The following is a 23,541-nucleotide window of genomic DNA, read 5'->3' on the forward strand; positions in this document are numbered from 1 at the left end:
CAGTACTATTCCTCCTTAAATACATACCCCATACCAAACTGAGTATGAATGAGTTTGGTTGGGAAATCCTTGTCTATTTTTTTGCGCAGGTAATTGATATATACTTCCACTACATTGGTGCCCGTATCGAAGTTAAGGTCCCAAACGTGTTCGGCAATTTCGGGTTTCGATAATACGCGCCCCTGATTCCGCATCAGGAATTCGAGCAGCGCAAATTCACGGGCGGTCAGCTCTATCGATTGACCATCGCGGCTGACAGTTTTAGCATCCAGATTCATTTCAATGCCGCCAAAACGCAGCGTTTGTGCTGTCATGGAAACCTGGGTGCCCCGTTTGGTAAGCGATCGAACGCGGGCCAATAGCTCGGTAAACTGGAAAGGTTTGGTCAAATACTGGTCGGCACCAGCATCGAAGCCCGAAATTTTGTCGTCCGATTCGCCCAGCGCAGTTAGCAGAAGAATTGGTGTTGTTAAGCCTTCAGCCCGAAGTTGTCGGCATAGCTCAAAACCATTCAGACCGGGTAAAATTACGTCGGAAATAATGGCGGCATAGTTATTCTTCAGTGCTAATCGTTTGGCAATCAGTCCATCGTAGGCAATGTCTACTTCAAACTGACTTTCTTCGAGCCCTTGCTGAATTGCTTGTAGGGTTTTGGGTTCATCTTCGACGACTAAAAGCTTCATAACCGTGTTGAGGTAGGTCGGAATGTTTAGAGTAAGTAGTTTACAGCGGAAGGTTTACCGTAAAGTTATAACGATTTAACGGCAGGTAAGTTAAACAATTGGACAACTTATTTCGAACTCACGCAAGCCGGGAAATTTGGGTGAATAGTACATTCTAAGGAAATTTTAAGCTCTGCTTAAGTTTATCCTTATTCGGCCAGAGTACCTTACTGCCCATAAACGAACACAATTATGGCACAATTTCTTATCATAACGGTTGTGATCGTCTTGGTTGGGATAATTAGTTATCTGACGAGTGCCTGGTTCGGCTATCAGTCGTCGGGCATGGGAATGCAGCCTCCGCACTACCGGAAATTAATGGACCGTTTCAAACCAAAGACAAAATCTTCTTCGAAGCAGGAAGAAGATTTTGTGGAGGAAAATACGGTTGAATGAAGACCAATTAGCTCTGGTCGATCAGCTCCAGCAGCATCTCTACGTCGCGCTGTCGTGCCAGTTGATACCGTGCGAAGGAAATTCCGGGACCAACTTTCAGCGTGTAGGCCCAATTTGGTAACTGTCGAAACATATCTTCGTCGGTTGTATCGTCGCCGATACTGACAATGAAATCGTAGTTATCCTGTTCAAAAAGCTTTTGCGCTATTGTTCCTTTGCTGTGTAACTCTGGTTTAACTTCAATTACTTTGTTGCCCTGAATAACTGTCAGCTTGGTTGCTGTCGGAATATTTCGGAGCATAGTAGCCAGTTCTATGGCTTTTCCTTCCACGTCGTCGGCCTGCACCATTCGAAAGTGCCAGGCAATGGCCGTTTCTTTTTGTTCAATAAACGATTCCGGAAATAGAGCTGTATAGTCGCTCATTGTGGCTCGTATCGGCTCAACCCAGTCGGAGTCTGTCAGGTCGAGTTGTTGCCAGTCCTGCTCTGGTTTTTTGATAAACGCCCCATGCTCGGCAACCAGCGTAACAGGAAGTGCTTCCATTGCTTTTTCCAGAAAAGCCCGGTTTCGTCCGCTGATAATTACCAGATCGTTTTTTTGAGCTAACCGGTCTAGCATGGGCCGGATGTTGTTGGAAAGCTGTGCTTTGGCCGGATCATTGACAATGGGAGCCAGGGTTCCATCAAAATCAAAAAGGAGCAGCCGGTGTTGGGCTTTCTGGTAGGCTTCACTGAATTCGGGAACCGGTAAGTTTGTAGCCATTTCGGTGGTTTGTGTTTGTGAAAAAGCCCCCAGAAAATTGTGGCTCCATCGAAAAACATTGTGGTTTTGAATATGTTGACGCATTTTTTTCATTCGTCGCTTTTGTTCCTGAACCGGCATGTCGAGCGCATCCTTAATCGCCGTTGCTACCTCCTGCGTGTCGGTTGGGTTAATAATCAGCGCATCGGGGAGTTCCTGAGCAGCCCCGGCCAGTTCGCTCAGAATGAGCACGCCCTGATTATCGCGCCGACTGGCAACAAACTCTTTGCACACCAGATTCATGCCGTCGCGGATGGGGGTAATGAGGGCTATATCGCAGCCGGTATAGAGAGACAACAACTCCGTAAATGTCAGCGAGAGGTAAGAATAAACGACCGGACGCCACCCAATTGTACCGAATAGGCCATTGATACGACCAACCGTTTCTTCAATTTCCCGCTTGATTTCCTGATAATGGCTGATTCGATCCCGCGAGGGGACCACCGTCATAACAAACGTTACGCGGTCGTGCCAGTCGGGATTCTGGGTCAGAAACCGCTCATAGCCCTGTAAACGATAGGTGATGCCTTTAGAGTAATCGAGACGATCGACCGAAAAGATGATTTTATTCTGACGCAGCAGTTGTTTGTGTTGCCTGCGGGTTTTTAGGACAGCTTCGGCCTGGCTTCCCTCATCAAATTTTGTAAAATCGATACTGATAGGAAAATCGCCAACGTAGACCGATCGGTCGGCAAGCACTATACGCTGTTCGATTATGGGCAATGCCAGCACTTCGGCTACATTCTGAAAAAAATGCTGGGTATAGTCGGCCGTATGAAAACCAATGACATCGGAGCCTAAAATGCCCCCAACAAGTGCCTGTCGCCAGGTTCGGGGCAGAAGCTTAATGATTTCATAGGTTGGAAACGGAATGTGAAAGAAATAGCCGATAGTGGCGTCGGGTACGGCTTTGCGCAACATTTCGGGCAATAACATCAATTGAAAATCATGAATCCAGACCAGATCGCCCGGTTCGATAATTGATGTTAATTCCTCCAGAAAACGGGTGTTTACTTGTTGATAAGCATCGAAATAACTTTCCTGAAACGAAGCAAAGGAAGGGAAATAATGAAAAAGCGGCCAGATTATTTCATTACAGAACCCTTCGTAAAATGCCTGATGTATATCGTCGTCGACAAATACCGGATGGGCAACAAAGTGTTCGTTCTCAAAAGCCGATTGCTCAATTGTTTTCAGGCTATTGTCGCAGTGCCCGATCCAGTGAATTTTAGGCGCATGCTCGTCTCCGGTTTGCCCCATTCGCTCAGCGAGCGACAGAACTGCCGAAACCAGTCCGCCCGAATTTTGAAAAAGGCTGACTTCATCTTTGGTTTTTTTTATGCTGAAAGGTAGGCGATAGGCTACTATAATTAATCGTGTAAATGTTCCATTGAGGTTGTTCATGTAGTTTTTGTGCTCCTGGGAAGAGCCTGTTACTGGCACAAAAGACGATTGATTCACTTAAAATGCCCTTAAGCAAATCTTAGAAACTCCTTAGAAGTATCGGGGCTATCGGTTATGGTTGCTGGCGGAGCCTATGAAGTAGCTCAATTCTGATTCCAGCGGTAAACAGGCGTTCTTTCTTGTTCTGGAGTAATTGCTGAGTCCAGTCAACAAATCCCCCGTTGCCAATGTTTTGCATTGTACGTTCCTGCGATCGTCGACATGCTTCCCCGAAACTCCAATTACCGTTTCAGGGGGGGGATCTTGAACATACGCTGCCCACAGGTCTACCAAAGCAACCGGATTAGAGTAACCCTGATGAGGATATAACTGAACGGAAAGCGTTTTGTTGGGGATAATTTTCTGAAAATGCAATGGAATGTGGTCCTGTTAGCCCACAAACCCTATTTTTAAGTGGGTGCCGTCGCAATAAGGTTTGTTGTGGCTACCACCACACCGACAAAAAGCGGTTACTTTATTTTTTTGAGTTTCGTGGCCTTCGGCGTCTTTTATCCGTAAGTTGCCATAAACCAATAAGGGGCCGTTGGGCAGCGGCTCAACCAGACTCTCGGCTTGTATATCGTCGGGCTGCACGGCGTCTTCGTTTCTAAAATAACTTAGGGCTTTAGACGGGCAACGGTCTACCTGTTCCATAATTCGCTCTGAGCCAGCACCGTTGATGTTGACCCAGGGCTTCTTGCGAGGATCGAATACGTCGCTAAGCTGAGTCCAGCAAAGTTTAGAATGGATACAGACACTGGGTTTCCAGACAACCGTGATTTCACCATTCGAATAGGTTTTTGTAATGTCAGGCGTTTCGCTCATGGTAATAGAGACGGGTTTTCGTTCAGATGCTTGCTATCCGTAGACGATGATTCGTGGTAATGTGGGGCATCAACCAGAGTTGTATCAAAATCGACAGGATTTTCCAGAACACGATGCACCGGGCAGCGGTCTGCAATTTCGAGAAGCCGCAACCGCTGTTCGGCGGTTAAGTCGCCATTGAGGATAAGCTTCATCGTAAACTGCGACCTTTTTTGCTGCGTGTCGTGGGTGTATTCTACATGGGCCACGGCTGAGTCGAGAGGCCAGCCTTTTCGGTCGGCATACATCCGTAGCGTAATGACTGTGCAGGAAGCTAATGAACTTGCCAGTAACTCTCCTGGACGCATTCCCCGATCTTGCCCACCCATGTCGAGCGGTTCATCGACAACAATAACCTGCGAGGCTGTTGAAAGGTGAGTTTCATAGGGAGTTCGTTCAATGCGTGCCGTTACAGAAGCCATATTGAAATTTGTTTTAGAAAAGGCCTATGGATCATAGACCCGTTCTGCTGAAAAACAACCCTAAACGGTTGCCAAACCCGTTTAGGGGTAAGTTGACGAAGCACTGGGTTCATTTATTTCAATGACCTCAGTTGGGCTCGTGACCCCATTCGGCTGGCTTTTCGCGCCAGGCCGCCAGCGAACCCATCGCTTCGGCCGAAATATAATTGAGTTGCTGCGCTTCGGCCAGCAACACGTCGTAGTTGCTCAGGCATTCCAGCGAAACATTTTTGTTGGCGAAATTTTGAGTCGCAACCGGGAAACCATACGTAAAAATAGCTGCCATACCCAGCACAATGGCCCCTGCTCCCCGAAGCGCATCCACTACTTTCAGCGAGCTACCGCCCGTTGAAATTAAGTCTTCAATGACAACTACCCGCTGACCCGCTTCCAGTCGTCCTTCAATCTGTTTGCCCATGCCATGGGCCTTTGGTTCGGGCCGAACATAGCAATAGGGTAGGTTTAGCACATCCGCAACGAGTACGCCCTGAGGAATACCGGCGGTGGCAACACCCGCAATCACGTCGGCCAGCGGAAAAGCCTGCCGAATCCGGTCGGCCAGCGCATTTTTAATAAATGAGCGTACTTCAGGATAAGCTAAGGTAACCCGATTGTCGCAATAAATAGGTGATTTCCAGCCCGAACTCCAGGTGAAGGGGGCATTGGGTTGCAAACGAACGGCCTGAACGGTCAGAAGGTGCCGGGCAACGGCTTGTTGAGTCGATAGTGAGTTCACGAATAAGAGAAAAAGTAACGACCCAAAAGTAGGAAAATGGACGCAAACCTTCTTTATTTGTTTTTTTAATCTGTTTTTAATCTTGCCAAATACTAACACTGACGCCATAGACTTGTCGGTCAATAAATAAATTGTTAGTTTGCTATAGATCTAAGTATAAGTTCGGGTCACTACGCTTCATCTACTACGCTTTACCTTCCTAAAATGAAAGTTGATTTATCCAACCAGCTCCCTAATCCGTTGCTGGAGAGTGTTTTTCAAAACTCTCTCAATGGAATAGTATTATGTCAGGCTATTCGGAATACACAGAACGAAATAGTCGATTTTCGAATCGTTCGCTGTAACGAACGCGCTGCTGCCATGAGTGGACTAAGCCAGGAGCAGATGCTGTCCCGCACCATGCTCGAACTCGATTTGCATGGCAGTTGCAGCGGTATTTTCTACCAGTATAAAGAAGTTGTTGAAACCGGACTGCCAGCCCATGTTGAGCATTATCTGAAACCGGCCGATCGATGGATGACGCAGTCATTGGCCTGCTACGACGACAGTGTGCTGGCATCCTGGACCGACATAACTGATCAAAAACGAATCGAACTGGAACGGCAGCAGGAAACCGAGCTGCTACAGGCTATTCTGGATAATACGCAGACCGGAATCGCCGTAATGCAATCGGTGCGGGATGACTATGGGAAAGTTGTCGATTTCCGGTTTACGCACATCAATACAAACGCCGAACGGATTACTAAACGGCCTAAAGCTGATGTGATTGGGTTGCTTTATTCCGAGACCTGGCCTGGGGCCCAAACCAATGGCGTGCTCGACTGGCATATTCAGGTTGCCGAAACAAATGAGCCTGCCCGAATCAATAGCGTCAATTTACCCGTCGATGGCTATAATGGCTGGTACACTATTTGGATACGACCATTGGGCGATGGAGTCATTGCTACGTTTGTTGACATAACGGCTCTGAAACGTGCCGAATTGGCCAATCAGCAACAGGCCGAGCTACTTCGTTCGGTACTGGACTGTTCGTCGAGCGCAATTATTGCTTTTAGTGCGATTCGGGAAGAGAAATCGGGTAAGGTTATTGATTTTCGGTATGTAGCCCAGAATGAGGCCAACCGGCAAAATCCGGGCCGAACAGATGAGCAAGTGATTGGGCATACGATGCTTGAACATTTTCCGCACGTAATTCAAACCGGCTTATTCGATCGTTATATTCAGGTTTTGGAAACGGGAGTGCCTGCGCGCTTCGAGCAGGAGTATAATCACGATCTGATGACGGGCTGGTATGAGATTTCAGTTGTTAAATGGGATGATGGTATTGTGCTTACTCTGGTCAATATTACCGAGAAAAAGAAACATCAGCAGCAACTGGAACTGGCAAACCGGGAACTTCAACAGGCCAATGATAACCTGCGTCAGTTTGCCTATGTGGCCAGCCACGATTTGCAGGAACCGTTACGGAAAATTATGGCATTTGGCGATATACTGCGCGATCAGTTTACTGCCCAACTCAATGATTACGGAAAAGATATCATTACCCGAATGCAGTCGGCCGCCGTACGCATGTCGGCGCTTATTAAAGATGTGTCGGCCTATTCTAAAATCAGTACCCATCGGGTTCCCTTTCAGCCCGTGCTGCTGGAAGAGGTGCTGAGCGATATTCAAGCCGAATTAGTACCCGAAATGGAGAAGGCCGGTGCCAAATTGCTGATTGAATCTTTACCGATCGTTCTGGGAGATTTTGTGCAATTGCGCCAACTATTTAGCAATTTACTGATCAACTCCCTAAAATTCAGACCAACCGATCGGCCGGTCCGAATTCAGATAAAAAGCCAAACGGTTGCTGGTGCAGAAGGCCCCGACGAATTAAAGCCAGCCAGGTTCTACCACAAGATTGCTGTAATTGACAACGGAATCGGATTTGAAGAAAAGTATTCAGAACAGATTTTTCAGGTGTTTCAGCGACTTCATAACCGCCAACAGTATGAAGGAACGGGCGTTGGGCTGGCTATTTGTCGGCGGGTAGCCGAAAATCATCATGGCGCCATCACCGCAACCGGCCGTTTGGGACAAGGAGCCATCTTTACCGTTTATTTGCCCGTATGAAGTTGAGATTCGGGAATCGGTTTATGCGCTGTCGCGGGTAAGTTGCAGCCATAAGCCATGAATCGAATAGCATAAATCAACCTAAACCTATGGATACTGACTATCTGAATAGCGTTGTCAGGCAGTTTGAATACTACAAACTGCTGGGCGATAAAACAATTGAGCAACTTTCCGACGAAGAGCTTTTCTGGCAATACAATGAAGAAAGCAACAGTATAGCAACCATCATCAAGCATCTTTGGGGCAATATGTTATCCCGTTGGACTGACTTTCTAACATCGGATGGCGAAAAAGAATGGCGAAACCGTGAGGCCGAATTTGAAAACGATAGCACGAACAAAGAAGAAGTGCTGGCCCGCTGGGAGGAAGGTTGGACCTGTTTGCTGAATGCCCTGAAAATGCTAACGCCCGCCGATCTGGATAACGTCGTTTATATTCGCAATATGGGGCATACAGTCATGGAAGCCATTAACCGGCAGCTGGCCCATTATCCCTACCATGTTGGGCAGATTGTGTTTATTGGTAAGATGGTGAAAAATCAGGACTGGAACTCGCTGTCGATTCCACGGGGAAAATCGCAGGAGTATAACAACCGGAAATTTACACAACCCCGACGAAGAGAACATTTTACCGATGAATTCCTGAAAACCGACTGATAGTTAGTGTCACTCAGGAAATTTCCTGTTTAAACGTACCTTTACTGTATCGATTCGGTTGCCGTTCATTGAAACGATCGTGAACGTAAACGGCCGGAATTCGATTACATCACCCACCTTTGGTATGTCTTCATTTTTTGCCAGAATCAGCCCTCCCAGTGTATCATAGCTGCCTTCTGGTATTGTCCAGCCATAGGTGGAGTTCAGGTCGTCGATTTCATGCCGGGCACTCAGCAGCCAGGTATGATCGTCAAGTTGCTGGTTGGTCCAGTCTTCGTTGGTGTCATACTCGTCCTGAATTTCGCCAAATATCTGTTCCACCATATCTTCAAGACTAACGATTCCTGCCGTTCCGCCAAACTCATCGACCACAAGGGCCAGGCTCTTTCGTTCAGACAGAAACCGGAGCAGCAGATCCTGAGCGGGCATTGTTTCGGGTATTGTGATGATGGGCGTAACAATCTCGGCTACGGTCTGCGGTTTTTTGAACAGGGCGAGTGCATGGCTGTAGCCGATAATGTCATCAATGGTATCGCGATAGATGATAATTTTAGAATGACCACTTTCCTGAAAAGCCCGCCGAAGGTCTTCGACCGAGTCTTCTACTTCAATAGCCGTAATTTCGGTGCGGGGAACAAGGCAGTCGCGCACGCGTACATCCCGAAATTCGATCGCATTATTAAAGATCTGGGTATCAATTTCCAGCTCTTCTTCTGGATCGGCTTTTTGATTTAACTGTTGCAGGTACTGATTGAGATCGGTTAGCCCGAAAACAGGTTTGATTTCAGGGTTACGCTTGCCCAGAACGTACTGGATAAAAAAGCGGGCTGTGCCAACCAGCAGGCGTACCAACGGCGCTATGGTCTTATAAATTATCCAGAGCGGTACGGCCAGTGCTTCCAGAAACCGATCGGGATGAATCAGGGCCAGACTTTTGGGTAAATAATCGGCCAGAGGCAGAAAAATAATAGTCAGAATTAGCGTTTCGAGTGCAATAAAAACGAATTCCTGTTTAAGCCAGGTTTCGGGTAAGGCACTCATTAGCAGTGGATTAAGTGCCAGTACGCCCAAAACGGAATACAAAACCAGAAACAGCGTATTGACGGTGAGGGTGGTGCCAATGAACAATATAGGGTTTTTCAGAAAGCTCGAAACAAGCTTTTCTCCCAGGGGGCCCTGTTTACTATGAAGCTCAAAATACAGTCGATTAACCGATACATAGGCCATTTCGACAGCCGAGAAGAAACCTGCCAGAACAAGAGCCAGAATAGCACCAAAAAGTAACGCGTAGGGTTCCAAGTGGGAGTCGATGATGGTGGTTGGGTGTATGGCTTACGGTTTACGGTTGCGCTGCCTGTCAACATGCATTAGCGGAGCAACCGTAAACTATAAACCATAAACCGAATAACTATTTCTTTTTCTTCTTTCGGTCTTCGATCATTTGTTTGATTGTGGGCGAAACAGTTTTTTCGCGCTCAAGCCGTTTGTTTTTAAAATACTGGAACGCCAGGAGAAAACCTAAACACAGCATTAACAACCAGTAGCTATCGGCAAAGGTTGTTCGCTGGTATTCGGCAATCCACAGGATCAGAAATCCGGCACCAGCCGAAAGAAGCAATATTTCCGAAAGTTTTAGTTTCATTAGGTAAGCAGGCTATACTAGACCAGTTTGTCCCGCATTTTTCTGAACTCGCGGTATCGACGGACGGTTGAGATGCTGAAGCCGAGCATTACGACCAACGTTCCGATCCAGAGCACATTGATCAATGGTTTTTCGAAAGCCTTCATCACAATATAATCGCGTTGTGTGCGATTAACAGCAAACGTGAACTTGCCTGTGCGCGGGTCAATTTCGTTCAGTTGAATACGAATACCTAATTCATCACTTGTTTCGGCAGGGTGGGCAACCATACGGTTTCTGATCACGAATGCCGGACTTAGAATTTGTTCGCCGTTTTTGCTCAGTACGCGTACCCGAGCCCGAACGGCGGCATCATTAGGGCCAACTTCCATACCATCGACCTCGTTTGTTCGGACCACATCGTCCAGAATAGCCACATAATCGTTCAGGAAGAACGTATCTTTGATGGCTACGCTAAAGGTTTCGGTTTTCTCCCACTTGTTTTCGGCTTCCGGATCGGGTACCGAGTTAACGTATGTATAAATATCCCGATCGAGCTGATGACGCGTATCGGGTGAGGCCAGTAGGCCCATGCGCTTGTTTACCTGAGCGCGTGGATAGAGACTGAATACTTTCCCGTTTGGTTCGCGGTATTCTACTTCGTAGTAGGTGTTTTCCGGATATAGCGCCAGTGTATCGCCTTTTTTATAATAAACCTTACCGTTCTGTTCAATATCCCGTTGCGCAATGCCGTGGAAGTCGCCTTCGATCACCATAACATCTTTACTGGGAAGATAGCCGGGTACATCGCGGGCTTCGATGCGCTGACCCCGATACGTAAGCTGATATTGCCCCATCCGTTCGGGCTGATTCAGCCAGAGCAGGGTATTTTCTTTGTTTTCCTTGTTGTCGTTCTTCGTAAACTCTTCCTGATTTGAGATGAGCAGGCCACTGGTATTGATCGAAATAACTTTCGAGAAACCTGCTGAGTAAAGAATACCCAGGAGCATAAGGGCCAGACCGATGTGGGCAATGGCACCACCCGAAAGCCGATAATTTCCCCGAATAATACCCAGCAGAATGGTTCCGTTGCTTAAGAGAGCAAAGAGCGAAGCAACCAGCAGAACCATATAAACCGGATTTTTAACCGATCCGAGCGCAATCAGGGCTGCGCTGGCTAGTAAAGTAAGAATAGCCGGAGTAATCAGCGCATCCCACTTCTTATTCTCTACTTTGCGCCACCAGACAAACTGACCAATACCCGTTAGAATGGCAATGGTCACAAAGAACCAGACCTGGAACTTGTTGTAATGTGCAATTTGGTCGGCAGGCAAAGCCAGATTCGAGATTTTACCGAACGATTCCAGAATTTTGTTATAAACTGGGATGGAGGTGGTTGCAATCACCTGGAAAGCGGCCAGACACAAAACCGTAGCACCGATAAAAAGCCAGAATTCTTTTGTATAAACCGAAGCTTCCTGATCATCGGCCGGAATAGTTTTCCATTTCCAGATAGCCAGTGCAATGGCCAGCGCAACAAACACCAGCAGATAAACAAGCAATTGACCCGATAGTCCCAGATCGGTAAATGAATGTACAGACGCATTGCCCAGTATGCCACTCCGCGTCAGGAAAGTAGAATACAGAATCAGTAGGAACGTTGTAATGGTCAGAATGATCGACGTTTTCAGACCCGTAGAACTACGTTTGGCAATCAGCATGGTGTGCAGCGATGCCACCATCACGAGCCAGGGAACATAAACGGCGTTTTCGACGGGGTCCCAGTTCCAGTAGCCCCCAAAATTCAGGGTTTCATAGGCCCAGTAACCACCCATCATGATACCGATGCCGAGAATCATGGCGCCAAACAAAGTCCAGGGCAGAGCCGGGCGTATCCATTCGAGCGGCTGATTGCGCCAGAGACCAGCAATACAATAGGCAAACGGCACCAGGGTTAGAGCAAAACCCAGAAAGAGCGTTGGCGGGTGAATAACCATCCAGTAGTTCTGGAGTAGCGGGTTCAGGCCATTCCCATCTTTCGGAACAAAATTGGGGTCAGCCTGGAAGATGGGCGCATCGGGCATGGCCTCGCTCAGCAACAGGAAGGGCGACGAACCAAGCTTGAAGGTATCGCCAAAAACGACACCCAGAATCATAGAGGCCAGAAATGCCTGAACGAGCGCAAAAATAGTCATCATGGGGGCTTCCCATTGCTTCCCCGCCGAGCGAATCAATAAAACCCCCAGCAGCGCATCCCAGAATAGCCAGAGTAGAAAAGAACCCTCCTGACCTTCCCAGAAACAGGAAATCATGTACTGAACCGGCAGCGCCAGCGACGAGTGGCTCCAGGCGTAATGGTATTCAAAATAATGATTGTAGATGATATAGTAAAGCGTAGCTCCTACACCTACCACAGCAATTGCATGGATAACAAAAGCCCAGCGGGCCAGAGTTTTCCAGTCGTCTTTTTCGACAGCGGTTGTTTTTGATATAGTTTGAACGGGCGCTTTTCGTTTCGCGGTCTTTCCGCCGAACGATGCTTCGCCAGCATAGGCAAGCTGTGCTTCTTCGACCTCAACGGTTTGAGAAGCGTTCCGACGACCCAGCGCCGACAGAAAATACGCAACCGTTGCTACCAGTGCTGTAACAAACGAAAGGATGACGAAAAAATGGCCAAGCTGACCGACTGTGGTATGTATCATTGACTGATTATCCTGTTGTATTCGGCATGAGAGCCGATCCAAAACCAAAAAAGTTCGTCATTTTCTTTAATCGCTAATGCGCGAAAATGATCTCCAACGCGAGCTGACTATCTATTCTCTTTACCGCTAATTTCCTTAAAATGAAGCGAGGGATGAGAAGAGTCGGCCTTAAGAAGCTCAAAGTTTTTGTCCGCTAGTTCCTGAACCGATTCGGGTAATGAATAATATCGTTTCCAGAATTTAGCGGTAGCTCGATGAATTATAAAGGTTGTGTCCGACCCTGACCAATTTCCTCACGCGCTTCCTGTACTAACGCATCCCGACGTCCTGATTCGGCATCGGCTTTTATGGGCTTATCCCAACGTTCATGGAAGAAGTCAAATAGTCGACCAGGCATGCCTTCTAATTCGTTAGCCGGTAGCTCTTTAGCCGCTGTTTCGATGTCCCGTACGCTCATAGCTTTGCCGTTTTAGTCGGACTGCTTCCGGCTTCATATTCTTTAGTTTCGATCTTGTTCTCCTGGTATTTCGACGGACACTTCAGCAAAATCTTATTGCACTGAAAATGATCGCCCTGCATCGAGCCAATGACCACGATTTGTTCTGAGCGTTCAAAATCCTGCGGCTTGGGACTGTTATAAACCACCTTCTGCGCATGATTGTCGTTGTCGATCAGTGTAAACTCAAAATGGTTTGGATCGATAGCCGGATTGTAGAGCATGTCTGCCACTCGTCCCTGTTGATCTTTCTGAAGTTTACCAACTACGTGAATCAGTTTATCGTCACCGTCTTTGGCTAATTCTGTAGCTTGTTTAAAGGTAACGTACGAGCTGGCATCACCCGCTGTGGCTACAATGATACCGATAGCGAGGGCGATAACAACGATGCCGAAAATGTGAGAAAGTTTCATGTTGGTTAACGAATTACGGTTTATACGTCAGAATCAGCGAATCGTTCAGCATCTGAAAACGTAGACCGGATTGGGTGAACTATAAGCTGTAATCTTTCTTTTTTTCTTTTACTTCCTTCTCCAGTTTGCCAATCTGCCGATCGAGGCTGACAAGGTAGATAATAATACCCGTGAAGACGGCTGCTACCACTGCTACAACGACCCAGATTTTGCCATCGGCCCGAAGTTTGTCGGCCATTTCAACGCCGTTGGATACGGGTTGTTGGGCCATGATGTTCTGGCTAAGTAAAAGAAGAGCTGCCAGTGGGGCTTTCGTCAAAAAAGACAGTCGCATTTTGAATAAAGAAGTAAGTCTAGAAATTAACGCAAAAATAAGCTGAATCATTCCGGGATTTTATGGGAGAATTATTCTTCCAGTGCTACTTTCAATCGCCGGAGCCGTACACGGAGTTCCGTAATCCACAAGCCTAGCAGGATGAAACCAATAATTGCCGGGTAAAAAACCATGCGCAGGTTGTTATCCATATCATACTGGCCAAACGCCGGATTGCCGCCGTTGCCGGGGTGAAGCGAATCGGTTAGGCGGGGTACCACAAATATCAGTGGAACAAAAACGGCAAATGCAAAAATGTTATACACCGCCGAAATGCGGGCACGTCGTTGTTCGTCGTCAAACGATCCCCGCAGAATCAGATAGGCCAGATACATCAGCATCCCAACGGCCACGCTGTTGAGTTTCGGGTCGTTAGGCCAGGGCTCGCCCCAGGTGAAATTGGCCCAGAGTGAGCCGGTAGCGCACCCCAGAATACCATATAAAATGGCCGTATTGGCAAACTCGACTGCTACCAGATCATCGTCGGATTTGCCATTGCGCAGATACCGAATCGAATAAACGGCTGAGGTGAGTAGTAGCGTGATCATGCCAAACCAGAGTGGAACATGAAAGTATACATTTCGGATACTTTCGTTTAGAATCGGCTGCCGGGGCACTACGCCCAGAAATCCCTGGAAAACAACATAGGTCAGAATCAGGACCGCAAGGGCCTTCCACCAGTTTTTTTTCATAGCATTCGTTGCCGGAGCAACAGTCCGGATGGCCACGTCCGGGCAATTTTAAGTACAAAACCCAGGCGTGGCCGGCTGGGTTACTAACTGATTAGCTCCGCCACAGAAACGGAAACAGCAACCACGACAGTGTCAGCACAATGGCATCGATGGCCAGCACAATGCCCACTTCGTCCCAGCTTGAACCACGATCGAGGCCGTCGAGGGCATTTTTCGAAATCTTCAGCAGCATCAGCAGCAGTGGCAGAATGATCGGGAAACTCAGAACGGCCATCAGTGTAGCCGGGTTTTCGGCCTTGCTGGCAATACCAGCTACTAAAGTCAGCGAAGCCGCAAATCCTACCGCTCCTAGCAGGAGTGTTAGCAGGTATAGGGGCATGTCGTTGACCGGATTGCCCAGCACAAAGGCATAAACCATGAACCCCAGAAAGGCAAGCACCAGCATCAGCGCTGTATTATACAGAATTTTGGAGATGATGATCTGTTCGGGGCTGGCCAGCACATAGTAGTATAACTGTCGACCCGATCGTTCCTGAATAAAACTTTTGGCAATGGCATTTATCGCCGAGAAGAGCTGAATTAACCAGAACAATGTATTCCAGACGATAGGGGTAAGCTGGCCACGACGAGCATTAAAACTCAGATAACAGACAAAAACAGCTCCTACAATGTACAACAGCATTCCGTTGAGCGCGTACCGTTGTCGCCACTCCAGCAGAAACTCTTTCCGCATTAGTGCGCTCATCTGCCGTACTGATTCTGTCATACTGGTGTTCAATAATTGCGCAAATTTACGGCGCAACAACGATGCAGAAAAGAAATACTTTACCTTATGTCTATTCGGTGGGTAGCCAACACCGCTATAATATGGATTATTCTACGATTCTTACCCTCTGTAGCTTTTCATTTCTGGCTGGTTTTATCGATGCAATCATTGGCGGTGGCGGACTTATACAAACGCCTGCAATTTTATTTACCTTACCGCAGTATCCGATTCCGACGCTGATTGGAACCACCAAACTACCTTCGTTGTGCGGTAGTTTGATGGGGGCCTTTCAATACAGCCGTCGGGTGGCGGTGGTTGGTCGGTCTATTGGCCCGATGATGACCATTGCATTTGGTGCATCCTGGCTTGGTTCGTTAACGCTCACCCGAGTGCCAAACAGTTTCATGAAACCCTTTGCGCTGGTATTGCTGGTGGTTGTGTTTATCTATACACTCACAAAAAAAGATTTTGGGCAGGTTACTGTCCAGCACATTTCGGCACGGCAGCAACGCATTCGGATGTGGACAATGGGGTTGCTTATTGGTTTCTATGATGGCTTTTTTGGTCCCGGAACAGGGAGTTTTCTAGTGCTGGGTTTTATTGCTCTGGTGGGCTTCGATTTTCTGAAAGCCAGTGCCTATGCCAAGCTGGTCAATGCATCCACTAACCTGGCCAGTGCCGTTTTTTTTATCAGTGAACGGAAAATTCTCTATGCATTTGCCTTCCCGATGGCTATTGCCAATCTTTCCGGCGCATTTCTGGGGGCTCGGTTAGCTATTCTGAAAGGTAATCAGTTTATCCGGGTCTTTTTTTTACTGATTATTGTGGCTACAATTCTGCGCTTTGCCTCGGATTTGATGGTATAGAGAGCTGATTTGGGGAAAAGATGCATTTCTATTTGCATCGATAAACTTTCCGTTGTAATCTTGCGTTAATTAAACTGAATCTAAATAAAGATTGGTTACCACCGGCACCATGAGCAAGCGAAGCGTTGCAGATTTAAAAATTGGAGAACGAGCTACCATTCAATCGTTCGAAAACCAGTTAATGTCGCTTAAACTGCTCGAAATGGGCTGTTTACCTGGCGCAGAAGTGTGTTTAAGTGGTAAGGCCCCGCTGGGCGACCCAATCTGCCTGAGTGTGTCGGGCTATTGTCTGGCCATGCGGAAATCTGAAGCGGCTACCATTTTTATTGACTAACGTGCTTCAATACCATTACTACATCGCTGATAAACTTATGCGTTGCTGGTAAGCAATTCATAAGTCTCAAACTGTACTGAGTTGAGTTCCCCCGTAATTGCTCTTGTTGGAAATCCGAATGCCGGTAAATCGTCATTATTTAATCAACTGACGGGCCTTCGTCAGAAAACCGGAAATTTTCCAGGCGTTACGGTCGATAAAAAATCGGGTAGCTGGACCATCGATTCGCAGACGGTTGCTACGGTAGTCGATCTTCCCGGCGTTTATTCAATTTATCCTAAGTCGCTCGACGAGCAAATCGTTACCGATATTCTGGCCAACCCCGACCACCCCGATTATCCGGATGTGGCTATTGTGGTGGTCGATGCCTCCAATCTCCATCGAAATTTACTTTTGTTTACCCAGGTTGCGGACCTGGGTGTGCCGGTTATTCTGGCGCTGAACATGCTCGATGTAGCCCGTCAGCAATCCAAAGAAATAAATGCCGTTAAGCTGGCTATGCGGCTGGGCGTACCGGTTGTGCGCATCAATGCCCGCACCGGCGACGGTGTCGATCAGCTTAAAAAAGCGGTGATGGGGCAGATCAGGGAGCCAACGCTACCGGGTAAACTTTTTTTTGACCCAGGCGAAGAAGCTGCCGAACTCATCGACGATACCAGACGGCAGTACCATCTCGATAATAATTACCTGGCGCTGCAATACATTATTCAGCACGATGGTTTTACATTTCTGAACCGCCAGCAGCAGGTTGGCCTCGATGCAATTATTGAGAAACACCAGTTTAGTGAGCCCACGTTCCAGGCCGGAGAAACCATCACCCGATACAAACGAATTGCTCAACTGCTTTCGGAAGTGGTTACGGATCAGCGTCCGATTAATCAGCCCACCTGGAGCCAGAAACTTGATCGGGTTCTTCTGCATCCGGTTTGGGGCTATGCCATTTTCGGTCTAATTCTGCTACTCATTTTTCAGGCTATTTTTGCCTGGGCGCAGCCGTTTATGGACGCTATCGATGCGGGTGTAGCCTGGCTCAATGGGCAACTGAAGGAAAGTTTACCCAAAGGGCCATTAACCGACCTGCTGACCGATGGTATACTGGCCGGAGTTGGAGGAATTCTGGTATTTATCCCGCAAATCGCTTTTCTGTTTTTGCTGGTTTCGCTGCTCGAAGAATCAGGATATATGTCGCGGGTGATGGTCATAATGGATCGCATCATGCGCAAATTCGGGCTGAATGGCCGAAGCGTGGTGCCGCTGATTTCGGGCGTGGCCTGCGCTGTTCCCGCCATCATGGCTACGCGTAGCATTGGTACCCGGCGCGACCGCCTGATTACAATTCTGGTAACTCCTCTGATGAGCTGCTCGGCCCGATTGCCGATCTATACCATTCTGATTGCTTTGGTCGTGCCCAGTCAGCGGGTATTGGGCGTGTTCAATTTGCAAGGATTGGCATTGATGGGGCTTTACCTGTTAGGATTAGTCAGCGCCTTGCTGGCGGCCTATGTCCTGAAATTGTTTCTCCGTACAAAAGAACGTAGTTTCTTTATAATGGAACTGCCTACGTTTAAGCTTCCGCGCTGGAACCATGTGGCGTTAACCATCTGGGAAAGTGTGCGGGCGTTTGTTTGGGAAGCCGGGCGGGTTATTCTGGCCATCTCCATTATTCTGTGGGTATTGGCTAGTTACGGACCGGGCGACTCGATGGATCGGGCTGAAAAGCAAGCTCGTTTGCAGAGTGACAAAGTAACGACCGAAGAGCTACAAAATCGGATTGCTTCTGAGCGGCTGGAAGCGTCGTATGCCGGTCGGTTCGGGCATTTGATTGAACCGGCTATCCGACCGCTGGGCTATGACTGGAAAATTGGCATAGCCCTGTTGAGTTCGTTTGCTGCCCGGGAAGTGTTCGTTGGCACCATGTCGACTATCTATAGTATTGGCGACGGGGCCGACGATGAAGGAATTACCATTAGAGAACGATTGCATCAGGAGCGAAATCCGGCTACGGGTGGACCAATGTACACGCCCGCACTGGCCTGGTCGTTGCTGATTTTCTACGTGTTTGCTATGATGTGTATGAGCACATTGGCCGCTACACAACGCGAAACCAAAAGCTGGAAATGGCCAGCCATTCAGTTGGCTTACATGATGACTATTGCCTACGTATCGGCATTTATTACATATCAGTTATTGCAATAGCACTGTGCCTATGCCATAAAAAAAGCTCCGTCAGCACTGCTGACGGAGCTTTTTTTATGAGTTTTTTTACCAAAGTAAGCCTTTGGAAATCAGAGGGTAAATAAAATGATAGACAATGTAGGCAAACAACGCAACGGTTAGTCCGCCCAGGGCAGTGGTTTGGTCGAAAGCGACCCGGGTTTTACGCGAGGGGCGGCTTACGCGCCAGTCGCGGTGGGCTGTAGGTTTCATAGTATTTGTCAGTAGTAATTTTGGCAATGCAAATTTGGGGCCGTCCTGTCGGGAACAACAGAGCGGAAACCCGGATTTTTGTCATTGCGTATAACTACCTGATTTTCTATAAACCCTTATACGTTCTGTTTATTAAGCGGTAGTATCGCTTCGTTGCAACACTATATTACCTGCACGCTAAGTGTGGCACCGATTCTACAGTCTTGTTACCAGGCTTCTACACATCTACTCCCAGCGTAGTGCATCAATAACGTCAGAGGCAATCATGCCGATAGGGCCGCGTTGTTCGGCAGCTTTATCGCCCGCCAATCCATGCGCAAAAACACCTAATACAGCGGCTTCAACAGGGTCGTATCCCTGAGCCAGGAGCGCTGTTAACACACCTGTCAATACATCGCCTGTTCCGCCTGTGCTTAAGCCTGGGTTACCTGTTGAGTTGAAGTGCACATCACCGTCCGGCGTAGCCACAGCCGAATAGGCTCCTTTGAGGACAACTACAACATTATACGTTTTAGCAAAATCGCGCAGAATCGTTAGTTTCTCGTAATCATTTTCCCATTTGCGCGTCAATCGTTCAAATTCCTTCGGGTGCGGAGTCAGAATGCTGTGCGGGGGGATTTTATTGAGCAGCGCCCGATTTTCGGATAAGAGATTCAGCGCGTCAGCATCCAGAACAATCGGCTTTTTAAGCGTTGGAAGCAAATCGCGTAACATCTTCAGCGTATCGGGAGCTTTGCCAATTCCCGGACCAATGCCAACCGTAGAGTAATCAGCCGGTTCAGGGCCTTCAACGATACTGTAACCCGTCAGGACTTTCGGATCTTCATCGGCACGACACATTGCTTCCGGTACCGCCGTTTGGATAACATCATACCCGCATTGTGGAACCTGTACGGAAAGTAAACCAACTCCCGACCGCAGGCAGGCTCTGGCTGCCAGCACCGCAGCCCCTATTTTGCCATAACTGCCCACCAATAATAAAGCATGTCCGAAAGAGCCTTTGTTGGAAAACCGTTCCCGTTTATGGAGCAATAAGCGAGCATCGCGTGGCTGCGTAAAGAAATAGGGCGTGGGAGCCAGGTCGATATACCGTTTGTGCAGTTGTATGTCTACAATATGCCAATCGCCAACATAACGGCCGTTTTTGGGTAAAACAAAGGCTAGCTTCGGCAACTGAAATGTTATTGTATAATCTGGCTCAATGATTGTATCAGCAGAACTGTTGGGTTGGTCGGTATACAAACCGCTGGCAATATCGACAGAGACGACCGTTGCCGGGGCTCTATTGATAGTTTCGATCGTACTTTTAACAATGCCTTCGGTGGGGCGAGATAAGCCAGAGCCGAATATGGCGTCGATCACTACTTCGTTATGCCGGATGGCCGGAATATCGTGCGATAATTCAACATAATGAATGTTCTCTGTAACGAGCTTTAGCCGCCGATGATTGTGCATGAAATCGTCGGATTCGCGGGGGGCATACCGCACAACATATACCTCAATGGGGTATTCGCGTTCCAGCAATAATCGGGCAATGGCTAATCCATCGCCCCCATTATTGCCCAGGCCACAGAAGATTTTGGTGATTGTCGTATTCGGAAAATGATCAGCAAACCAGTCAACAAAAGCAAGAGCGGCACGCTCCATAAGGTTGATTGGTGCAATGGGTTCATGCTGGATAGTGTATTGATCAAGCGCTCTAATCTGGTCAACGTTCAGTATTTTCATCGATTTGGCGTCGGTTACTCCGGGTAATTTCGCAAAAGTATTTTCATCTACTGAGAAATTTACTATCTTTGCGGCTCATTTCGCAAATACTTATCTGGCGATTTATATACGGTCATGAGCGAGTTAATCAAATTAGTGGAGGCAGACAACGCGCAGCGTCGCGCCGATTTGCCCACATTCCGGGCAGGCGATACGGTGAACGTACACGTTAAAATCCGCGAAGGAAATAAGGAGCGTATTCAGGTGTTTACGGGAACGGTTATTCAACGCCGGAACCCAAGCAGCGCTGGCGAAACGTTTACTGTCCGCAAAGTATCGAATGGTGTTGGGGTAGAACGGATTTTTCCAATCCTGTCGCCAAACATCGACAAAATCGAAGTTGTTCGTTTGGGTAAAGTTCGTCGCGCCCGGTTGTTCTTCCTGCGCGGACGTCAGGGTAAAGCGGCTCGCCTGAAAGAGCGTAAGCCTAAAGCGGCTGCCGTTGCATAATTGCACCCCTCCAAGCACGATTTTTTTAAAAGCTGCCTGAAAGGGTGGCTTTTTTTAGTTTTAATCCTTACTACACACTCGTTTTGTAAGCCCACTGGTTAATCGCTGATTATGGAATTCTTTAAATATCAGGGTACAGGCAACGATTTTGTCTTGGTTGATGATCGGGCCCAAACGTTTCCGGCTGCCGATCAGGCCTTTGTTGAACAATTGTGCCACCGGCGGTTTGGCATTGGGGCCGATGGTCTGATTCTGCTCCAGAACGACCCTGACTATGATTTCAGAATGGTGTATTTCAACTCTGATGGAGCCGAAGGAAGTATGTGTGGGAATGGTGGCCGCTGTATTGTTCGGTTTGCGCACGATCTGGGGATTTTTGACCAGAAAACCCGTTTTATTGCTGTCGATGGCGAACACCTGGCCGAAGTAGACGGTGAGAACATTTCGCTCAAAATGAGTAACGTGTCGGGTATCGAAACGCGCGGTGGGCTTACCTTTCTGAATACGGGGTCTCCGCATGTTGTGCAATTTGTCGATGATCTGGAATCGCTGGATGTGGTTGCCGAAGGTCGTGCCATTCGCTATAGTACCACCTTTCAGCCGGGCGGAACGAATGTCAACTTTGCGCAGGTGCTCGACAGCCATACACTGTTTGTCAGAACCTATGAGCGAGGAGTTGAAGACGAGACCTACTCCTGCGGTACGGGCGTAACGGCGGTTGCGCTGGTGGCCCAGCAACAGCTTGCCATGCCCGATCCGGTACATATTCAGACAATTGGCGGAAATTTGCGGGTGTCTTTTCAACCAAAAGGTGACGGTCAGTTTGAGGATATTTACTTGATTGGTCCAGCTAAGCGTGTTTTTGCCGGATCGATAACCGTTTAGCGGATTCTTGAGTTAACCCGGTAGTGTTAATTCAAGCTAACCACGGCGAATGATCATTTATAAAAAGAAAGACTGGCTGCCAGCCATCTGGCATTTTCATACTGGCCCCACAGCGTTAGCTCTTCTGCGACGATTGGTTTTTGTGTTGATCTACGCAACTATCGTAACTGTGGGCGAATTAAACTACATCGATTTTCGCTTAAAAGATACCCCCAGCTCATTTTTGCAGGCAACCGGTATTCTGCTGAGCTTACTGCTAATCTTTCGAACGAATACGGCTTATGACCGATTCTATGAGGGGCGTCGGGTTTGGGGAGCACTAGTCAATAACTGCCGTAATCTGGCTATCTTTTTCAATGCTGTGCTGCCACAGCATGATGAAGGTAGCCGGATTTTTTTTGCCAAAGCCATCTCCAATTTCCCCTTTGCGCTCAAGAACCACCTGCGCGAGATGAATGGTATGCACGAACTGGATGAGGTTGAAGAAGGCGAACGGAGCGATCTGAATAACTTCGACCATAAGCCGGCCAGGGTGTCGAATCAGTTGTGGGTTCGGACCGAGCTTTTGTACCGCGAAGGCCGTATTTCTGAATCGCAACACATTAATCTGAATCAGTACTTAACGTCGCTGATGGACATTTGCGGTATCTGCGAACGCATTAAAAGCACCCCGATTCCGTTTTCCTACAACTTGTTTATCAAACTCTTCATCATGATTTACGTAGCCATTTTGCCCTTTACGGTCATTACGGCTTACGGCTATCTGACCATTCCGGCCGTAGTGCTCACATCGTATGTGCTGGTTGGGCTGGAAATGATTGGCGAGGAAATCGAAGAACCATTTGGCTTCGAACGAAACGATCTGCCGCTAAACCAACTTAGCCAGATGATTCGGGTAAATGTCCACGAAATTTTGCAGATAAGTCTGCCACACGTAGAAAAACAGGCTGCCAAACCGGGCTTTACGATTATGACCTGATGGTAGACGTTAGATAATGAATGTTGGATTTTAGCCAGTAGACTATAGCGTCAATGTTTATCTAACATCTAACGTCTGTTATCCAATGTCCTCAATAATTCCTCCATGCAGATGATAGATTGTTTTGTTCTGTAGTTCGGGCTGGCGTAGAAAATCTTTGGCGGCAATCCGGCTCCGAACGCCGTTGGTACAGATCGCGATGAGCGTTTCATAGGGGAGAAGCTCGTTTTTTCGGGCGCGAATATCGGGGAGCGGAATATTGAGCCCACCAATGTTAAATTCGTCAAATTCCCACTCGTCGCGCACGTCGACAATGGCCGTGTGTGGCTCCAACCTGAGCCGCTCCAGCTCAGAAAGCGAAATATCGGTATACTTGGGGGTTGTCATGTAAGAAAGTAACAAGTAATTTTTGAGGTCTGTTCACGACGTTGGGTACTATAGAGTGGGAGGGGGTAAGCAAGAGACGTGGAGCAGGATTGCGTTACATTCTCGTTCTGATTCCTGCCAATCTGTCAGCCCAGACGCGGCTGGAACAAGATTTGATCACGCCCGTTTAATATCTATTATCGAATCAAATA

Annotated in this window: 25 protein-coding genes; 9 read left to right on the plus strand and 16 right to left on the minus strand. The window is 47.9% G+C overall.

Features of this window, described 5'->3' with window-relative positions:
• Positions 1-5: 5 nt before the first annotated feature.
• Positions 6-683 carry a response regulator transcription factor gene (locus WBJ53_RS13955; RefSeq protein WP_338876754.1) on the minus strand — a complete coding sequence of 226 codons (678 nt, stop codon included), beginning with the start codon at positions 681-683 and terminating at the stop codon, positions 6-8.
• Positions 684-914: 231 nt separating this feature from the next.
• Between WBJ53_RS13955 and WBJ53_RS13960 the strand changes: the two genes are divergently transcribed.
• Entirely contained in the window at positions 915-1,118 is a 204-nt protein-coding gene (locus WBJ53_RS13960; RefSeq protein ID WP_338876755.1) for a hypothetical protein, read from the plus strand.
• A 7-nt stretch (positions 1,119-1,125) separates the two neighbouring features.
• On the opposite strand, the gene WBJ53_RS13965 is transcribed toward WBJ53_RS13960, so the two are convergent.
• The 4 genes from WBJ53_RS13965 to pyrE form a co-directional block, all read right to left on the minus strand.
• The gene (locus WBJ53_RS13965) at positions 1,126-3,324 is read right to left on the minus strand and encodes a bifunctional alpha,alpha-trehalose-phosphate synthase (UDP-forming)/trehalose-phosphatase (RefSeq protein ID WP_338876756.1); all 2,199 of its coding nucleotides are present in this window, start codon (positions 3,322-3,324) and stop codon (positions 1,126-1,128) included.
• 429 nt (positions 3,325-3,753) lie between these two features.
• Entirely contained in the window at positions 3,754-4,188 is a 435-nt protein-coding gene (locus WBJ53_RS13970) for a (4Fe-4S)-binding protein (RefSeq protein WP_338876757.1), read from the minus strand.
• A complete protein-coding gene (locus WBJ53_RS13975) occupies positions 4,185-4,649 on the minus strand; it encodes an OsmC family protein (protein ID WP_338876758.1) in 465 nt (154 codons plus the stop codon). The genes WBJ53_RS13970 and WBJ53_RS13975 overlap by 4 nt, the downstream gene beginning before the upstream one ends.
• 127 nt (positions 4,650-4,776) lie before the next feature.
• Positions 4,777-5,424, minus strand: coding sequence for an orotate phosphoribosyltransferase (pyrE, locus tag WBJ53_RS13980; RefSeq protein WP_338876759.1), 648 nt, complete (start codon positions 5,422-5,424; stop codon positions 4,777-4,779).
• A 204-nt stretch (positions 5,425-5,628) separates the two neighbouring features.
• On the opposite strand from pyrE, the gene WBJ53_RS13985 reads away from it, so the two are divergent.
• Both WBJ53_RS13985 and WBJ53_RS13990 read left to right on the plus strand, forming a co-directional pair.
• Positions 5,629-7,536, plus strand: coding sequence for a PAS domain-containing protein (locus tag WBJ53_RS13985; RefSeq protein WP_338876760.1), 1,908 nt, complete (start codon positions 5,629-5,631; stop codon positions 7,534-7,536).
• A gap of 89 nt (positions 7,537-7,625) precedes the next feature.
• Positions 7,626-8,192 carry a DUF1572 domain-containing protein gene (locus tag WBJ53_RS13990; protein ID WP_338876761.1) on the plus strand — a complete coding sequence of 189 codons (567 nt, stop codon included), beginning with the start codon at positions 7,626-7,628 and terminating at the stop codon, positions 8,190-8,192.
• Positions 8,193-8,201: 9 nt separating this feature from the next.
• On the opposite strand, the gene WBJ53_RS13995 is transcribed toward WBJ53_RS13990, so the two are convergent.
• From WBJ53_RS13995 to WBJ53_RS14030, 8 genes are all read right to left on the minus strand, one after another.
• Positions 8,202-9,491 (minus strand): hemolysin family protein, encoded by a 1,290-nt coding sequence (locus WBJ53_RS13995; protein ID WP_338876762.1) that lies wholly within the window; start codon positions 9,489-9,491, stop codon positions 8,202-8,204.
• 109 nt (positions 9,492-9,600) lie between these two features.
• Positions 9,601-9,834 (minus strand): hypothetical protein, encoded by a 234-nt coding sequence (locus WBJ53_RS14000; RefSeq protein ID WP_338876763.1) that lies wholly within the window; start codon positions 9,832-9,834, stop codon positions 9,601-9,603.
• Positions 9,835-9,851: 17 nt separating this feature from the next.
• The gene (ccsA, locus tag WBJ53_RS14005; protein ID WP_338876764.1) at positions 9,852-12,515 is read right to left on the minus strand and encodes a cytochrome c biogenesis protein CcsA; all 2,664 of its coding nucleotides are present in this window, start codon (positions 12,513-12,515) and stop codon (positions 9,852-9,854) included.
• Positions 12,516-12,774: 259 nt separating this feature from the next.
• Positions 12,775-12,972: a hypothetical protein gene (locus WBJ53_RS14010; protein WP_338876765.1), complete on the minus strand. Its 198-nt coding sequence runs from the start codon at positions 12,970-12,972 to the stop codon at positions 12,775-12,777.
• Entirely contained in the window at positions 12,969-13,424 is a 456-nt protein-coding gene (locus tag WBJ53_RS14015) for a cytochrome c maturation protein CcmE (RefSeq protein ID WP_338876766.1), read from the minus strand. Before WBJ53_RS14015 ends, WBJ53_RS14010 begins: the two co-directional genes overlap by 4 nt.
• Before the next feature lie 79 nt (positions 13,425-13,503).
• Positions 13,504-13,758 carry a CcmD family protein gene (locus WBJ53_RS14020; protein ID WP_338876767.1) on the minus strand — a complete coding sequence of 85 codons (255 nt, stop codon included), beginning with the start codon at positions 13,756-13,758 and terminating at the stop codon, positions 13,504-13,506.
• Between the two features lie 71 nt (positions 13,759-13,829).
• A complete protein-coding gene (gene ccsA, locus WBJ53_RS14025; protein ID WP_338876768.1) occupies positions 13,830-14,489 on the minus strand; it encodes a cytochrome c biogenesis protein CcsA in 660 nt (219 codons plus the stop codon).
• Positions 14,490-14,580: 91 nt separating this feature from the next.
• A complete protein-coding gene (locus WBJ53_RS14030) occupies positions 14,581-15,255 on the minus strand; it encodes a heme exporter protein CcmB (RefSeq protein WP_338876769.1) in 675 nt (224 codons plus the stop codon).
• Positions 15,256-15,296: 41 nt separating this feature from the next.
• On the opposite strand from WBJ53_RS14030, the gene WBJ53_RS14035 reads away from it, so the two are divergent.
• The 3 genes from WBJ53_RS14035 (at position 15,297) to feoB (ending at position 18,651) form a co-directional block, all read left to right on the plus strand.
• Entirely contained in the window at positions 15,297-16,121 is an 825-nt protein-coding gene (locus WBJ53_RS14035) for a TSUP family transporter (RefSeq protein ID WP_338876770.1), read from the plus strand.
• Between the two features lie 109 nt (positions 16,122-16,230).
• Entirely contained in the window at positions 16,231-16,455 is a 225-nt protein-coding gene (locus WBJ53_RS14040; protein ID WP_338876771.1) for a FeoA family protein, read from the plus strand.
• Positions 16,456-16,536: 81 nt separating this feature from the next.
• Positions 16,537-18,651, plus strand: a complete 2,115-nt coding sequence (gene feoB / locus WBJ53_RS14045; RefSeq protein WP_338876772.1) for a ferrous iron transport protein B — start codon at positions 16,537-16,539, stop codon at positions 18,649-18,651.
• 66 nt (positions 18,652-18,717) lie between these two features.
• On the opposite strand, the gene WBJ53_RS14050 is transcribed toward feoB, so the two are convergent.
• Entirely contained in the window at positions 18,718-18,882 is a 165-nt protein-coding gene (locus WBJ53_RS14050) for a hypothetical protein (protein WP_338876773.1), read from the minus strand.
• A 225-nt stretch (positions 18,883-19,107) separates the two neighbouring features.
• On the minus strand, positions 19,108-20,610 hold the full coding sequence (locus WBJ53_RS14055; protein WP_338876774.1) for an NAD(P)H-hydrate dehydratase: 1,503 nt from the start codon (positions 20,608-20,610) through the stop codon (positions 19,108-19,110).
• Positions 20,611-20,724: 114 nt separating this feature from the next.
• Here WBJ53_RS14055 and rplS point away from each other — a divergent pair, with 114 nt between their 5' ends.
• The 3 genes from rplS to WBJ53_RS14070 all read left to right on the plus strand — a co-directional run bounded on the left by rplS (position 20,725) and on the right by WBJ53_RS14070 (position 22,963).
• Positions 20,725-21,099: a 50S ribosomal protein L19 gene (rplS, locus tag WBJ53_RS14060; RefSeq protein WP_338876775.1), complete on the plus strand. Its 375-nt coding sequence runs from the start codon at positions 20,725-20,727 to the stop codon at positions 21,097-21,099.
• A gap of 111 nt (positions 21,100-21,210) precedes the next feature.
• A complete protein-coding gene (gene dapF, locus WBJ53_RS14065) occupies positions 21,211-21,984 on the plus strand; it encodes a diaminopimelate epimerase (RefSeq protein WP_338876776.1) in 774 nt (257 codons plus the stop codon).
• 49 nt (positions 21,985-22,033) lie between these two features.
• On the plus strand, positions 22,034-22,963 hold the full coding sequence (locus WBJ53_RS14070) for a bestrophin family protein (protein ID WP_338876777.1): 930 nt from the start codon (positions 22,034-22,036) through the stop codon (positions 22,961-22,963).
• A gap of 78 nt (positions 22,964-23,041) precedes the next feature.
• On the opposite strand, the gene WBJ53_RS14075 is transcribed toward WBJ53_RS14070, so the two are convergent.
• Positions 23,042-23,350, minus strand: coding sequence for a rhodanese-like domain-containing protein (locus WBJ53_RS14075; RefSeq protein WP_338876778.1), 309 nt, complete (start codon positions 23,348-23,350; stop codon positions 23,042-23,044).
• Positions 23,351-23,541: the final 191 nt, after the last annotated feature.

It is taken from the genome of Spirosoma sp. SC4-14 (assembly GCF_037201965.1).
Lineage (GTDB): Bacteria > Bacteroidota > Bacteroidia > Cytophagales > Spirosomataceae > Spirosoma.

Bases quoted from the DNA above. Each gene is read 5' to 3' on its own strand.
- WBJ53_RS13955 (WP_338876754.1), bottom strand. From the start codon at position 683: ATGAAGCTTTTAGTCGTCGAAGATGAACCCAAAACCCTACAAGCAATT.
- WBJ53_RS13960 (WP_338876755.1), top strand. From the start codon at position 915: ATGGCACAATTTCTTATCATAACGGTTGTGATCGTCTTGGTTGGGATA.
- WBJ53_RS13965 (WP_338876756.1), bottom strand. From the start codon at position 3,324: ATGAACAACCTCAATGGAACATTTACACGATTAATTATAGTAGCCTAT.
- WBJ53_RS13970 (WP_338876757.1), bottom strand. From the start codon at position 4,188: ATGAGCGAAACGCCTGACATTACAAAAACCTATTCGAATGGTGAAATC.
- WBJ53_RS13975 (WP_338876758.1), bottom strand. From the start codon at position 4,649: ATGGCTTCTGTAACGGCACGCATTGAACGAACTCCCTATGAAACTCAC.
- WBJ53_RS13985 (WP_338876760.1), top strand. From the start codon at position 5,629: ATGAAAGTTGATTTATCCAACCAGCTCCCTAATCCGTTGCTGGAGAGT.
- WBJ53_RS13990 (WP_338876761.1), top strand. From the start codon at position 7,626: ATGGATACTGACTATCTGAATAGCGTTGTCAGGCAGTTTGAATACTAC.
- WBJ53_RS14000 (WP_338876763.1), bottom strand. From the start codon at position 9,834: ATGAAACTAAAACTTTCGGAAATATTGCTTCTTTCGGCTGGTGCCGGA.
- ccsA (WP_338876764.1), bottom strand. From the start codon at position 12,515: ATGATACATACCACAGTCGGTCAGCTTGGCCATTTTTTCGTCATCCTT.
- WBJ53_RS14010 (WP_338876765.1), bottom strand. From the start codon at position 12,972: ATGAGCGTACGGGACATCGAAACAGCGGCTAAAGAGCTACCGGCTAAC.
- WBJ53_RS14015 (WP_338876766.1), bottom strand. From the start codon at position 13,424: ATGAAACTTTCTCACATTTTCGGCATCGTTGTTATCGCCCTCGCTATC.
- WBJ53_RS14020 (WP_338876767.1), bottom strand. From the start codon at position 13,758: ATGCGACTGTCTTTTTTGACGAAAGCCCCACTGGCAGCTCTTCTTTTA.
- ccsA (WP_338876768.1), bottom strand. From the start codon at position 14,489: ATGAAAAAAAACTGGTGGAAGGCCCTTGCGGTCCTGATTCTGACCTAT.
- WBJ53_RS14030 (WP_338876769.1), bottom strand. From the start codon at position 15,255: ATGACAGAATCAGTACGGCAGATGAGCGCACTAATGCGGAAAGAGTTT.
- WBJ53_RS14035 (WP_338876770.1), top strand. From the start codon at position 15,297: ATGCAGAAAAGAAATACTTTACCTTATGTCTATTCGGTGGGTAGCCAA.
- WBJ53_RS14040 (WP_338876771.1), top strand. From the start codon at position 16,231: ATGAGCAAGCGAAGCGTTGCAGATTTAAAAATTGGAGAACGAGCTACC.
- WBJ53_RS14050 (WP_338876773.1), bottom strand. From the start codon at position 18,882: ATGAAACCTACAGCCCACCGCGACTGGCGCGTAAGCCGCCCCTCGCGT.
- WBJ53_RS14055 (WP_338876774.1), bottom strand. From the start codon at position 20,610: ATGAAAATACTGAACGTTGACCAGATTAGAGCGCTTGATCAATACACT.
- rplS (WP_338876775.1), top strand. From the start codon at position 20,725: ATGAGCGAGTTAATCAAATTAGTGGAGGCAGACAACGCGCAGCGTCGC.
- dapF (WP_338876776.1), top strand. From the start codon at position 21,211: ATGGAATTCTTTAAATATCAGGGTACAGGCAACGATTTTGTCTTGGTT.
- WBJ53_RS14070 (WP_338876777.1), top strand. From the start codon at position 22,034: ATGATCATTTATAAAAAGAAAGACTGGCTGCCAGCCATCTGGCATTTT.
- WBJ53_RS14075 (WP_338876778.1), bottom strand. From the start codon at position 23,350: ATGACAACCCCCAAGTATACCGATATTTCGCTTTCTGAGCTGGAGCGG.